The sequence below is a fragment of the Chitinilyticum litopenaei DSM 21440 genome, assembly GCF_000428145.1.
In the GTDB taxonomy this organism is placed as follows: Bacteria; Pseudomonadota; Gammaproteobacteria; order Burkholderiales; family Chitinibacteraceae; genus Chitinilyticum; species Chitinilyticum litopenaei.
On sequence record NZ_KE386629.1, the window covers coordinates 155,786 to 168,028 of the forward strand.

General features: G+C 62.2%; 11 protein-coding genes. 5 read left to right on the plus strand and 6 right to left on the minus strand.

Annotated elements, in window-relative coordinates:
• The first annotated feature begins 3 nt into the window (after positions 1 to 3).
• The 4 genes from yidC (at position 4) to C515_RS21765 (ending at position 3,193) form a co-directional block, all read left to right on the plus strand.
• Entirely contained in the window at positions 4 to 1,650 is a 1,647-nt protein-coding gene (yidC, locus tag C515_RS0117095) for a membrane protein insertase YidC (protein WP_028456490.1), read from the plus strand.
• 217 nt (positions 1,651 to 1,867) lie between these two features.
• Positions 1,868 to 2,173 carry a hypothetical protein gene (locus tag C515_RS0117100; RefSeq protein WP_028456491.1) on the plus strand — a complete coding sequence of 102 codons (306 nt, stop codon included), beginning with the start codon at positions 1,868 to 1,870 and terminating at the stop codon, positions 2,171 to 2,173.
• 69 nt (positions 2,174 to 2,242) lie between these two features.
• Entirely contained in the window at positions 2,243 to 2,611 is a 369-nt protein-coding gene (locus tag C515_RS0117105; RefSeq protein WP_028456492.1) for a hypothetical protein, read from the plus strand.
• 84 nt (positions 2,612 to 2,695) lie between these two features.
• Positions 2,696 to 3,193, plus strand: a complete 498-nt coding sequence (locus tag C515_RS21765; RefSeq protein ID WP_043650223.1) for a DUF6803 family protein — start codon at positions 2,696 to 2,698, stop codon at positions 3,191 to 3,193.
• Between the two features lie 145 nt (positions 3,194 to 3,338).
• Here C515_RS21765 and C515_RS0117115 read toward each other — a convergent pair whose 3' ends face one another.
• The gene (locus C515_RS0117115; protein WP_028456493.1) at positions 3,339 to 5,165 is read right to left on the minus strand and encodes an ABC transporter ATP-binding protein; all 1,827 of its coding nucleotides are present in this window, start codon (positions 5,163 to 5,165) and stop codon (positions 3,339 to 3,341) included.
• 439 nt (positions 5,166 to 5,604) lie between these two features.
• Between C515_RS0117115 and C515_RS0117125 the strand changes: the two genes are divergently transcribed.
• Positions 5,605 to 6,084, plus strand: a complete 480-nt coding sequence (locus C515_RS0117125; protein WP_211234101.1) for a fasciclin domain-containing protein — start codon at positions 5,605 to 5,607, stop codon at positions 6,082 to 6,084.
• A gap of 118 nt (positions 6,085 to 6,202) precedes the next feature.
• Here the strand turns inward: C515_RS0117125 and cysN are convergent, their stop codons facing one another.
• The 5 genes from cysN to C515_RS0117150 form a co-directional block, all read right to left on the minus strand.
• Positions 6,203 to 7,633 (minus strand): sulfate adenylyltransferase subunit CysN, encoded by a 1,431-nt coding sequence (cysN, locus tag C515_RS0117130; protein ID WP_028456496.1) that lies wholly within the window; start codon positions 7,631 to 7,633, stop codon positions 6,203 to 6,205.
• 133 nt (positions 7,634 to 7,766) lie between these two features.
• The gene (cysD, locus tag C515_RS0117135) at positions 7,767 to 8,693 is read right to left on the minus strand and encodes a sulfate adenylyltransferase subunit CysD (protein WP_043650228.1); all 927 of its coding nucleotides are present in this window, start codon (positions 8,691 to 8,693) and stop codon (positions 7,767 to 7,769) included.
• A 156-nt stretch (positions 8,694 to 8,849) separates the two neighbouring features.
• The gene (gene rsfS / locus C515_RS0117140; protein WP_211234102.1) at positions 8,850 to 9,221 is read right to left on the minus strand and encodes a ribosome silencing factor; all 372 of its coding nucleotides are present in this window, start codon (positions 9,219 to 9,221) and stop codon (positions 8,850 to 8,852) included.
• A gap of 2 nt (positions 9,222 to 9,223) precedes the next feature.
• Positions 9,224 to 9,877: a nicotinate-nucleotide adenylyltransferase gene (nadD, locus tag C515_RS0117145; protein ID WP_158380863.1), complete on the minus strand. Its 654-nt coding sequence runs from the start codon at positions 9,875 to 9,877 to the stop codon at positions 9,224 to 9,226.
• Positions 9,878 to 9,990: 113 nt separating this feature from the next.
• Positions 9,991 to 11,604, minus strand: coding sequence for a flagellin N-terminal helical domain-containing protein (locus tag C515_RS0117150; RefSeq protein WP_043650229.1), 1,614 nt, complete (start codon positions 11,602 to 11,604; stop codon positions 9,991 to 9,993).
• Positions 11,605 to 12,243 lie beyond the last annotated feature (639 nt).

Sequence of the window (12,243 nt, forward strand, 5' to 3'; positions counted from 1 at the left end):
TGAATGGATACCAAGCGTTTAATCCTGTTTATCGCCGTCTCGTTCGCCATCCTGTTCTTCTGGCAACAATGGATGGAACAGCGCTACCCTGCACCGAAACAGGCCTCAGCCGTGGCAGGCGCTTCCGCCGTTGCCGCTGCCGCCAGCGCACCCGCCGCCGCACCGGCGTCCTCCGCCCAGCTGACCGCCGGCCAGAGCGTGAAGGTGGAAACCGACTATCTGCGCGCCGAAATCAGCACCGTCGGTGGTGATCTGCGCCACGTCGAGCTGCTCAAGCACGGCGCGACCGACGATCCGAAAAAGCCCTTCGTGCTGCTGCAGGACAAGGGCGAGCACATTTATGTGGCGCAGACCGGCCTGCTGGGCGATGGCCTGCCGACGCACAAGAGCGCATTCACGGCCACGCAGACCGCCTACAAGCTGGCCGATGGCCAGAATGCGGTGGATGTGCGCCTGGAAGCCCAGGGCCCGGAGGGCGTCAAGGTTGCCAAGATTTTCACCTTCAAGCGCGCCAGTTATGTAGTCGACGTGAAGTATGAAATCACCAACGGCAGCGCCAAGCCGCTGACCGCTTCGGCCTACTACCGCCTGCTGCGCGACGGCAAGGTGGAAAATCCGGGCATGTTCGGCACGCATACCTACACCGGTCCGGCCGTTTACACCCAGGAAGGCAAATTCCAGAAGAATGACTTCGACACCATCCGCAAGGGTGAAGAGAAGTATGTGAAGGCGAGCAAGGATGGCTGGGTAGCGATGATCCAGCACTACTTTGTCAGCGCCTGGCTGCTGGACCCCATCGGCCAGCCGTCCGCCTGCACGACGGCCTCCTGCCGCTTCGAGCTCAATGCGCTGGACAACAATATGTACAGCGCCGGCGTCGTGGTTGATCTGCCGGCCGTGGCGCCCGCGACCACGCTGGTCAAGCCGATGAGCCTGTATGTCGGCCCGCAGGAAACCCGCATTCTGGATGCCACCGCCAAGGGTCTGGACCATGCCAAGGATTACGGCATGTTCGCGATCTTTTCCGAGCCGCTGTTCATGCTGCTGGACCTGATCCACGGCTTTGTCGGCAACTGGGGCTGGGCGATTGTCATCGTGACGCTGCTGATCAAGGCCGCCTTCTACCCGCTGTCGAACGCTTCGTATCGCTCGATGGCGCGCATGCGCAAGCTGGCGCCGCGCATGGAAGCGCTGAAGGAGCGGCATGGCGACGACAAGATGAAGTTCCAGCAGGCCGTGATGGAGATGTACAAGACCGAGAAGGTCAACCCGCTCGGCGGCTGCCTGCCCATCCTGATCCAGATTCCGATCTTCATCGCCTTCTACTGGATGCTGATCGCTGCCGTGGAAATGCGTCAGGCGCCGTGGGAGCTGTGGATTACCGACCTGTCGGTGAAAGACCCGTACTACATCCTGCCGGTGATCTATGCCGTGTCGATGTACATCCAGCAGCATCTGTCGCCGCCGCCGCCGGATCCGATGCAGGCCAAGATGATGAAGATGATGCCGGTGATTTTCAGCGTCTTCTTCCTCTTCTTCCCGTCCGGTCTGGTGCTGTACTGGGTGGTGAACAACCTGGTGTCGATCGCCCAGCAGTGGTGGATTACCCGTCAGATCGAGCAGGAAGACAAGAAGCTGGCCAACAGCTGATCGTCTGCTGCCCTGCAAAAAGCCGCCCTTGGGCGGCTTTTTGTTGTTATGGCCTTGGGGTATTGCCCCATAGCCATTTGCCATAATGGCCTTCCAGGGTAAACGTGGCTATGTATGCAGGAAGGTGGCAGGCTGCTCTGCCGCCGGGCAAGGGCAGGGGCTATGCTGAAGCAGCGCGCCAGGTTGCCAGGCCGGCTGGTCGCGCAAGGGAAGGGTCATGCATATCCAGACTTACATTTTCCGCCTGCATGCCGATGTGCCGGATCATGCCTTCTTGCCGCTGGTCGCCGAGCTGCATGACTGGTTGCGCGAGCAGCCCGGCTTTGCCTCCTATGCGCTGTATCAGGGGCGCGGTGAGTGGATGGACCAGATCTTCTGGCTTTCCGAAGCCGAAGCCGAAGCCGCGCGCCAGCGCTTTCTGTTTTCCGATCTGGGCCAGCGCCTGCTGGCGATGGTGGATACCGACCACCACGGTTTTTCCGGCAGCAGCATCGACCTGAGTGCCTGGCGTGATGGCTTCTGAAGGCCGGCACTGCGCCAAAGCTTGCGCTGGATCATGCCGGGCTCGCCTGGCCCGTTTTAGCATGATGGCATGCTGCGACTTTCTGCCTGCCTCGCCTCCTTGCTTGCCGTGCTGATCGCTGCCCTGCTGCTGGCCGGGCCGGCGCAGGCGGCTTCTGCCGGCCATGCCGGACGACATGGCGAAACCCAGGCTGCCCTTGCGCATTGCCCGGATACGGCTGCTGCGTCGGCGGCCGCCGCCGCGGCGGAAGAGGGCGTCTGCCAGAGCGCCGAGCGCTGCGCCGCGCATTGTCTGGCGCACTGCCTGCCGGGGCTGACCGGCGTGGCGCTGCCGCCCGTCTGTGCCGTGCGCGCCGTGCTGCGTCCGCATCCGGCTACCACGCTGTCCGCCCTGCGTCTGCCGCCGCCCGCGCCGCCACCCCGATCCCTGTCGTTCTGAACGAGCTTCCGTTTCAGTGCGTGTGCGCCCAGAGCCGCACGCTTCATCCCGGGCGACTATGCCCGCACGACAAGGAATCCCATCATGTCCATGACCCATTACATGGCGCTGCTTGCCGCCAACCAGCCCTGGAATCTGCTGATCTTCATGGCAGTTCCGGTCATCCTCGCCGAAACCGTCGCCATTTCCGAGTTGTACCTGCTGTTCACGCGCCGCCTGCATGGCCGCGTGCGCCAGCTCAACCGGGTCGCCAGCATTCTGGGCGGCCTGTGGTTCAGCGGCATTTTCGTCTATCTGTTCACAACCGCCGTGATCCCGCTGACGGTGAGCGGCGGCTGGCTGGGTGCGGCCGACGTGATCGCCGTGGGCTTTTACCTGTCCGGCATCGTGCCGCTGGGCGGCATGGCGCTGCTTGATCTGGGCCTGCTGGCGCGCGGGCGCGACGAGGAATACCGGCTGCGTCTGCATGCCATCCTCGTGGCCGTCTTCCTCGTGGTGGCGCACGTGGCGATGATCTTCGGCATGCTCGATCCGGCGCTGCTGATGAGTCATGCCGCAGAGATGCCGGGGATGGCGCATTGACGCGCTGATGCGCTGGCCCTGCGCTATCGGCATGCCGGCCTGCGCCGGCATGCCGGGTAAAACGCTGCAAGGCTCATTCAATCACCAATAAGTGTGGGTATCTGCCTGTAGCCATTTTGAGTAAATGGCTGCAGGCAGATACCCTTCACGCCTCTTCGCCGAGGAAGCCGCCGCTCTGGTGCGCCCACAGCCGGGCGTAAATGCCACCCCTGGCCAGCAATTGCTGGTGCGTGCCTTCCTCGACAATGCGGCCCTCGTCGAGCACGATCAGCCTGTCCATCGCGGCGATGGTCGAGAGCCGGTGGGCAATCGCCACCACCGTCTTGCCTTCCATCAGTGCGTACAGGCTCTGCTGAATGGCGGCTTCCACCTCCGAATCCAGCGCGCTGGTCGCCTCGTCGAGCAGCAGGATGGGGGCATCCTTCAGCATCACGCGCGCGATGGCGATGCGCTGGCGCTGGCCACCGGACAGCTTCACGCCGCGCTCGCCGACGTGCGCATCGTAGCCCTGCCGGCCGTGCGCATCGGCCAGCCCCTGGATGAAGTCATGCACCTCGGCGCGGCGCGCGGCGGCGAGCATGTCGGCGTCGCTGGCATCGGGCCGCCCGTAGAGGATGTTGTCGCGCACCGAGCGGTGCAGCAGCGAGGTGTCCTGCGTGACCATGCCGATCTGCCGGCGCAGGCTGGTCTGTGTCACCGCGCGGATGTCCTGCCCGTCGATGGTGATGCGTCCGGCGTCCAGGTCGTAAAAGCGCAGCAGCAGGTTGACGATGGTCGATTTGCCCGCGCCCGAACGGCCGACGAGCCCGATCTTCTCGCCTGGACGGATGGTGAGGTTCAGCTGCTCCAGCACGTTTCGCGAACTGCCATAGCTGAAATCCACATTTTCGAAGCGGATCTCGCCACGGCTGACCGTCAGCGGCGCGGCATCGGGCGCATCGGTCACCGCCAGCGGCCTGGACAGCGTGTTCAGCCCGTCCTGCACCGTGCCGATGTTTTCGAACAGGCCGGCCATTTCCCACATGATCCAGTGCGAGATGCCGTTGAGCCGCAGCGCCATCGCGGTGGCCGCCGCCACGGCGCCGATGCCGACTTCGCCGCGGCTCCACAGCCACAGCGTCATGCCGGCGGTGCCGGCGATCAGCAGCATGGCGGTGAGGTGATTGACGATTTCGAAGGCGCTGACCAGCCGCATCTGCCGGTGCACGGTCAGCATGAATTCCTCCATCGCGCCGCGCACGAAGCCTGCCTCACGCTGGGCATGCGAAAACAGCTTCACCGTGCTGATGTTGGCGTAGGCATCGGTGATGCGTCCGGTCATCAGCGAGCGTGCATCGGCCTGCGCGCGCGACACGCGCGAGAGGCGCGGCACGAAGACCACCAGCGTGACCAGATACAGCGCCAGCCAGGCAAAGAAGGGCAGCAGGAGGCGCGCATCGAAGCCGGCGGCAATCCCGCTCATGGTGACAAAGTAAATCACCACGAATACCAGGATGTCGGTGCAGACAAGTACGGTGTCGCGCACCGCCAGCGCCGTCTGCATCACCTTGGCGGCGATGCGTCCGGCAAACTCGTCCTGATAGAAGGCCATGCTCTGGTTGAGCAGGTGGCGGTGAAACAGCCAGCGCAGGCGCATGGGGAAATTGCCCGCCAGCGTCTGGTGCTTGAGCAGGGTCTGCAGCGCCACCAGCAGCACGCTGCCGAAAATCACCGCCAGCAACAGCAGCAGGCGGCTGCCCTCCTGCCGCCAGAGTTGCGCCGGCGGCACGTTGGCCAGCCAGTCGACGATCTGCCCCAGCCAGGCAAACAGCAAGGCCTCGAAGGCGCCAATGCCGGCCGTAAAGAGCATGAGCAGCAGGATATACAGGCGCATCCCGCGCGTGCAGGCCCAGACAAAGGGCAGAAAACGGGTCGGCAGTTCCGGCCGGTGTTCAGGATAGGGGTGGATCAGGTTTTCGAAAAAGCGAAACACGGTAGGGTCCCGGCAGTGATGAGACAGCCTCGGCGCGAGGCTGCCAAGTTTGGCATGGTGGTGTTATCGCATGAATGCCGGCCGTCTGTCTGTCTGCAATTGCGCATCTGCTGCACGGAGGGAGTGTCCGGCGTGGTGCACGAGATGCAGCAGCGGTTGAGGCGCATGGCTGCCTTTGCAGGTCAGCAGTTAGGAGCTGACGCCGTGGTCGTACCGGCGAATCAGGTCGATTGGTCGGCAAGTATCGCCTGACCTGGGGACGCGATTTCGCAGCTGAAAGTGCCAAACGGTCTGCATCCAGGTCGGGTGGCCTCCACAATGTGGTAATCCGCATGGCCGCCGTCTGTCGGGCAGAGAGCGGCCAGGCTTGTAAATACTAATTGGTAATTGTAATTTACTGATCGGTATTTTTAATACTTATTGGTAAAAGGAGAACCTCATGAAGCACATCCGTTCCACTATTGCCGCAGTCACCATGGTTGTCAGCAGCCTGGCCGTCGCCGGAGATCACGGCGGCAAGAAAGACCTCGTCGACACTGCTGTCGGCGCGGGTCAGTTCACCACGCTGGTCACTGCCGTCAAGGCGGCCGGCCTTGTCGATACGCTCAAGGGGCCGGGCCCGTTCACCGTGTTCGCGCCCACTGACGCGGCTTTTGCCAAAGTGCCCAAGGCAGATCTGGATGCGCTGCTGAAGGACAAGGCCAAGCTCACCAAGGTGCTGACTTACCACGTGGTGCCCGCAAAGGTGCTCGCCAAGGACGTCAAGGCCGGCCCGGTGAAGATGGTATCCGGTGATACCGCGACGATTGCGGTCGCCAATGGCAAGGTGATGATTGACAACGCCACCGTGACAGCCACGGATGTCAAAGCCAGCAACGGCGTCATTCATGTGATCGACACCGTGATCATCCCCAAGTAATCCCGCAGTACCCGCGTGCCCGGCATGCGCAGGGCACGACGGGCATTGTCGTTATAAGTTATGGTTATAAAAAAACCCGCGACAAGCCAGGCTTGCCGCGGGTTTTCAATGCTGCGTATTACTTGTTGAGAATCGCCTTGGCATCCCAGTGCGGGAAGTACTTGCGCACCAGGGCGTTGAGTTCGACTTCGAAGGCGCGCAGGCGGCTGAGTTCGTCCAGATCGCTGGCGTTCGTGCTGCTGGTGGCGGCTTCGATCACCATGCCGGCGCCGGCAGTGGCGTTGGACAGGCGGTCGATGATGATGAAGCTGCCGGTGCCGCGGCACTCGCTGTAGGCGTCAAATACCACAGGCGCGTTCACCTCGATGGTGACGCGCGCAATTTCGTTGAGCTTCAGTTCGTCTGCCGCAACGTGTGCGAGGGTATTCACGTCAATGCGGTGCTGGATCTGGGCTACACGGCCATACACCTGCTTGCCGGCCAGTTTGAAGGCGTATTCCTTGCCAACCGTCAGTGCGCTGTCGTTCATCCAGACTACGTGCGCGACAAAGGCCTGGCTGACTTGCGGCTGGGTATCCTGCGCGCGCACGATCATGTCGCCGCGCGAAATGTCGATTTCGTCTTCCAGCGTCAGCGTGATGGCCTGGCCAGAGAAGGCCGCGGACAGGTTGCCGTCGAAGGTAACGATGTCCTTTACTTTCGAGCGACGTCCGGACGGCAGCGCGACGATTTCGTCGCCCGGCAGGATGTGGCCGGCGGCGATGGTGCCACAGAAGCCGCGGAAATCCAGATTCGGGCGGTTGACGTACTGCACCGGCAGGCGGAAGGCGTCGAGCTTGGCATCCTTGCTGACTTGCACGCTTTCCAGCAGGCCCATCAGCGTATCGCCCTCGTACCACGGGGTTTGCGTGGATTCGTTCACCACATTGTCGCCGCGCAGCGCGGAGATCGGCACGAAGCGGATGTCGGCGATGTCAAGCTGCTTGGCGAATTCGAGGTATTGCTGCCTGATTTCGTTGAAGCGCGCTTCGCTGAATTCGACCAGATCCATCTTGTTGACCGCAACGAGCACGTGCTTGATGCCCAGCAGGCTGACGATAAAGCTGTGGCGACGGGTCTGCGTCTGCACGCCGTAGCGCGCGTCGATCAGGATGATGGCGAGGTCACAGGTCGAGGCACCGGTGGCCATGTTGCGGGTGTACTGCTCGTGGCCCGGGCAGTCGGCGATGATGAACTTGCGCTTTTCGGTGCTGAAATAGCGATAGGCCACGTCGATGGTGATGCCCTGTTCGCGCTCAGCCTGCAGGCCGTCCACCAGCAGCGCCAGATCGATTTCCTGGTCGGTGGTGTTGTACTTCTGGCTGTCTTTCTGGATCGCGGCCAGATGGTCTTCGAAGATCAGCTTGGAATCATGCAGCAGGCGGCCGATCAGCGTGGATTTGCCGTCATCGACGTTGCCGCAGGTGATGAAGCGCAGCAGATCCTTGTTCTCGTGCTGCTTCAGGTACGCCAGGATGTCGCTGGCGATCAGGTCGGATTGGTGGGACATGGTGGGTCTCGCGTAGGGTGGGTTAGCCGCTTTGCGGCGTAACCCACCGGGCAATCAATAATGGCGTCGCTGCGGTGGGTTACGGTCTGCGACCTAACCCACCCTACGTCTCTTATTGCTGTGGTGAAGGTGTTTAGAAATAACCTTCCATTTTCTTTTTTTCCATCGAACCGGCGCTGTCATGATCAATCGCGCGGCCCTGGCGCTCGCTGGTCGTGGTCAGCAGCATTTCCTGGATGATTTCCGGCAGGGTCTGCGCCTTCGACTGCACGGCGCCGGTCAGCGGGTAGCAGCCCAGCGTACGGAAGCGCACCCATTCCTTGCGGCGGGTTGCGAGCTGTTCCGGGCTCAGGTACTGCAGGCAGCGCTCATCATCAATCATGATGGTGGTGCCGTTGTAGTCGACCACATCACGTTCGGCCGAGAAGTACAGCGGCACGATCTCGATGTTTTCCAGATAGATGTATTGCCAGATGTCCAGTTCGGTCCAGTTGGAAATCGGGAACACGCGGATCGACTCGCCCTTGTCGATTTTCGAGTTGTAGATGTTCCAGAGTTCCGGACGCTGGTTTTTCGGATCCCAGCGATGATTCTTGTCGCGGAAGGAATACACGCGCTCCTTGGCGCGGCTCTTTTCCTCGTCGCGCCGCGCGCCGCCAAATGCCGCATCGAAGCCGTACTTGTTCAGCGCCTGCTTCAGGCCTTCGGTCTTCATCACGTCGGTGTGCTTGGCCGAGCCGGCGGTGAACGGGTTGATGCCAGCTTTCACACCTTCCTCGTTCACATGGGTGATCAGCTTCCAGCCTTCGGCACGCTGCTTGTCGCGCAGCTTGTACATGTCCTGGAATTTCCAGGTGGTATCGACGTGCATCAGCGGGAAGGGCGGGATGCCCGGGGCAAAGGCTTTGCGCGCCAGATGCAGCATCACGGCGGAATCCTTGCCGATGGAGTAGAGCATCACCGGATTTTCGAATTCGGCGGCGACTTCGCGGATGATATGAATGGATTCGGCTTCCAGCTGCTTCAGGTGGGTCAGCCTTGCTTCACTGATGGTATTCATGGGGCGTGGTTCTGGCTTGGTTTTCAAGGGCGCAACAGGCGCCAAGGCAATGTACAGGAATAAGTCGCAAATCAGAAATAAGCTGTGATGCTATCGATATGCCGACAAGAAAAAAGCCGATGGCGCAGCCATCAGCTTTTGCGGGGCAGGCAGCGATCAGAGTGCCGACCAGGCTTTGCCCAGCGGGTTGAAGGTCGGCTTCTGGCCGCCCCACAATTGTTCGAGGTCGTAGTAATCGCGCACCGGCGGCAACATCACGTGCACGACCAGCTCGCCGGCGTCGACCAGCACCCATTCGCCGGATTCTTCGCCTTCGGTGGAGATGATTTCATAGCCCTTGGCCTTCAGCTCCACGGCCACATTGTTGGCCAGCGCACGTACCTGGCGGTTGGAGTCGCCGGTGGCGACGATCATGCATTCAAACAGTTCGGTGAGCTGGGTGGTGTCCAGTGCCAGGATGTCCTTGCCCTTGATGTCTTCCAGGGCGGCCACGGCGATGTCGCGCATGGCGTGGGTGATTTCATTCATGTTCAATCCTTGTGATGACCGCAGGCCGGGGGCGCCTGGTACAGGCCGCTGGCCGTGATGGCCGCCGCGACGGGGGTGAGGCTGCCGATGTCCTGGCCCCGGGCCAGACGCGCGCGCAGTTCCGTACTCGAGACGGGCAGCAGTGGCGCGGGCAAAACGCTGATTTTACCGTGACTTAAGGCTTCTGGCGACGCAATTGCCAGTCTTTTCTGCAATTCGGCGGCGATGGGCGGTGCCACGTGCTCCAGATCAACGCCGGGGCGTGCAGCTACGACCAGATGGCCGGCATCCAGCAAGTCCTGCCAGCGTCGCCAGCCTGGCAGATTGGCCAGGGAGTCGGCGCCAATCAGCCAGACCAGCAGGGTGTCCGGATGTTCCCGCTGCAATTCCGCCAGCGTGTCGATGGTGTAGCAATAGCCCTCGCGGCGTACCTCGCGCTCGTCGAGTGTCAGTCCCGCTTGACCGGCAATCGCGGCGCGCACCCAGTCGGCCCGCTGTTGCGGACTGACCGGCAGGGCCGGGCGGTGTGGCGGCAATCCGGTGGGTATCAGCTTCACCTCGTTGAGCGCAAAGGTGTCGCGGAATATCCGTGCCAGCGTAAGGTGGCCGTAGTGGATTGGATCGAAGCTGCCGCCAAAAATGCCGAGTGTTTGCATGAGGTCGTTGCCCATGGGGAAGGCGGGCGGGGCGGAAGGAGGGGCTGGCGAAGTGCGGCGTCACGCGCCGCAAAATGCCCGAAGCCGGCATGGCCGGCTTCGGGGGAAGGCTGTTAACCCCCGAGCAGGCTGAGCACCTGCTGTGGCAGCTGGTTGGCCTGCGAGAGCATCGCGGTGCCGGCCTGCTGCAGGATTTGTGCCCGCGTCAGTGCTGCGGTTTCCGCTGCGAAGTCGGCATCGCGAATCCGGCTGCGGGCGGCCGAGAGATTCTCGGTGGTCACGGCCAGATTGCTGATGGTAGCGCCAAAGCGGCTTTGCAGGGCGCCGAATTTCGAGCGCTGGTCGTTGATTGTGGTCAGTGCATCGTCGACGATGCGCAGCGCCTGAGTGGCGTTTTCCACGTTCGAGACATCGAGTTTTTCCACCGTTTTCAGGTCGGCCTGGTAGGACATGCCCGAGGCAAAGACCGAGGAGCCGTCTGTCGCGGTGTAGAACACCCCCGAGGTGAACGACGCCGTGTTGGTGGTCACCGAATAGGAGTTCGACGAGTTCAGCACCACCTGCCCGGCAAAATAGGCCGTGCCGGTCGAGCCGCCCGGGAACACGCTGCCGCTGCTCATGTACTGATTGTTGCCGACCGAGGCGACCGGATCGAAATTCCATTGCGTCACATCGCCGCCAAAGCCGCTGGCCACGCCGCTGGCCGAGCTGAGGGCAATGTTCGAGCCGTCGGATGCCACCAGCTTGACGCCATAGGTGGTCGTGCCCGCGCTATTGGTAAAGGTCTCGACCTGTGCCGTCACACCGGTTTGCGAGGACTTGGCATTGAAGGCGGCGACGGCCTGCGAATATTCGTCGGCATCGATGCTGCCGTTGTTGTTGCCGTCGGCGATATTGAAGGTCACCGACTGGAAGGTGCTGCTTTTCGAGGCCACGGCCAGGGTAAAGGTGCCGCTGCCCATCGACAGCACGGTTTCGGTGCGCGCGCTGGCGAGCACGCCGGTGCCGGCCTGGTTGATCTTGGCGGCGATTTCGCGCGCCATGTCGGTGGTTTCGACCGAAATCGAAATGCCGTTGATGCTGAATGTGCCCGAGGCCGCTACGGCCACGCCGGCTGCATTGACCGTGCCGGTGGCCCCCGGTGCGAAGGTGGCGCCGCTGGTCAGGACATTGCTGATCGTCTTGGCGCCGGTGCCATTGCCGTTGCCGATCTGGTAGGTGCCGTACTGGTTGGTGCGCAGATTGGCCGTGGTCGCCAGGATTGTTTCGTTGGCGTTGGCGCCGATCTGGTAGACCGCCGCGGTGAAGGTGCCGTCAAAGAGCTTCTGGCCGTTGAATTGCGTGGTCTGGGCAAAGCGCTCCAGCTCGCTGGTCAGCTGCGTGACTTCGGCATTGATCGCCTGGCGGTCGCCTTCGGAGTTGGTCGCGTTGCCGGATTGCACCGCCAGTTCGCGAATGCGCTGCAGGATGTTGGACATTTCGCCCAGCGCGCCTTCGGCGGTCTGCGACAGCGAAACGCCGTCGTTGGCATTGCGCTGCGCCTGGGTAGACCCGCGAATCTGGCTGGTCATGCGCTCGGAAATCGCCAGACCCGCCGCATCGTCCTTTGCGCTGTTGATGCGCAGGCCGGAAGACAGGCGCTGCAGCGATTGCTGAAGATCGCCCTGGCTCTTGTCGAGGTTGCGCTGCGCATTCAGCGAAGGAATGTTCGTATTGATGACTTGCATGATGACTCTCCTTGGCGGGCCTGCTGCGGTCCGAGTGTCGGCAAGCGCTGGGCGCCGCCCGGTTCGGCAGCCACGCCATGCGTGCTACCCATTGCAGCCCCCCATGAGCAAATGCCATGCCAACACGATTTTTCACTGGCAGATCATGGGGGTATGCCCTTGCAAGCCTTTAAGTAAAAAGGCCTTGGCGATATGGGTGCCTGGCGAATTGCTCATTTGCCTGGCTGGCGCGGGGGGGGCGGGGGCGAACTGGTCGGGAGGTGTGGCGGCAAAAAATCCGCAGTCGCGGCAAAAGTTGCCGTGCCGGTGCCGTAGGGATACTGCGGGATGAAGAGACAGCATCAGGCCGCAATGGCGCGTTTTGCCGCAGCCCCTTTCGAAAAGCGATGTACCAAAACCATGTTGCGGCCTTTCAGGCGTCATTCCGGCGAAAGCCGGAATCCAGTGGTTTCGGCTAATGCTGCTGTCTGGATACCGGCTTTGACCGTAGGGAATCCCCGTGGGACGCCGGTATGACGAAGCGCCACTCTCACGCGTCTGCGGAGCAATCACCGCGTGCAACACGCTTCTGGGACATCGCCTTTCGAAACGACAATGCCCGCCGGTGCGGGGCGGGCATTGCGAGAGGCTGGCCGGGGA

What these genes read in the sequence shown, in the direction of transcription:
- yidC (WP_028456490.1), top strand. Translation starts at nt 4, where the DNA reads ATGGATACCAAGCGTTTAATCCTGTTTATCGCCGTCTCGTTCGCCATC.
- C515_RS0117100 (WP_028456491.1), top strand. Translation starts at nt 1,868, where the DNA reads ATGCATATCCAGACTTACATTTTCCGCCTGCATGCCGATGTGCCGGAT.
- C515_RS0117105 (WP_028456492.1), top strand. Translation starts at nt 2,243, where the DNA reads ATGCTGCGACTTTCTGCCTGCCTCGCCTCCTTGCTTGCCGTGCTGATC.
- C515_RS21765 (WP_043650223.1), top strand. Translation starts at nt 2,696, where the DNA reads ATGTCCATGACCCATTACATGGCGCTGCTTGCCGCCAACCAGCCCTGG.
- C515_RS0117125 (WP_211234101.1), top strand. Translation starts at nt 5,605, where the DNA reads ATGAAGCACATCCGTTCCACTATTGCCGCAGTCACCATGGTTGTCAGC.
- cysN (WP_028456496.1), bottom strand. Translation starts at nt 7,633, where the DNA reads ATGTCCCACCAATCCGACCTGATCGCCAGCGACATCCTGGCGTACCTG.
- cysD (WP_043650228.1), bottom strand. Translation starts at nt 8,693, where the DNA reads ATGAATACCATCAGTGAAGCAAGGCTGACCCACCTGAAGCAGCTGGAA.
- rsfS (WP_211234102.1), bottom strand. Translation starts at nt 9,221, where the DNA reads ATGAATGAAATCACCCACGCCATGCGCGACATCGCCGTGGCCGCCCTG.
- nadD (WP_158380863.1), bottom strand. Translation starts at nt 9,877, where the DNA reads ATGCAAACACTCGGCATTTTTGGCGGCAGCTTCGATCCAATCCACTAC.
- C515_RS0117150 (WP_043650229.1), bottom strand. Translation starts at nt 11,604, where the DNA reads ATGCAAGTCATCAATACGAACATTCCTTCGCTGAATGCGCAGCGCAAC.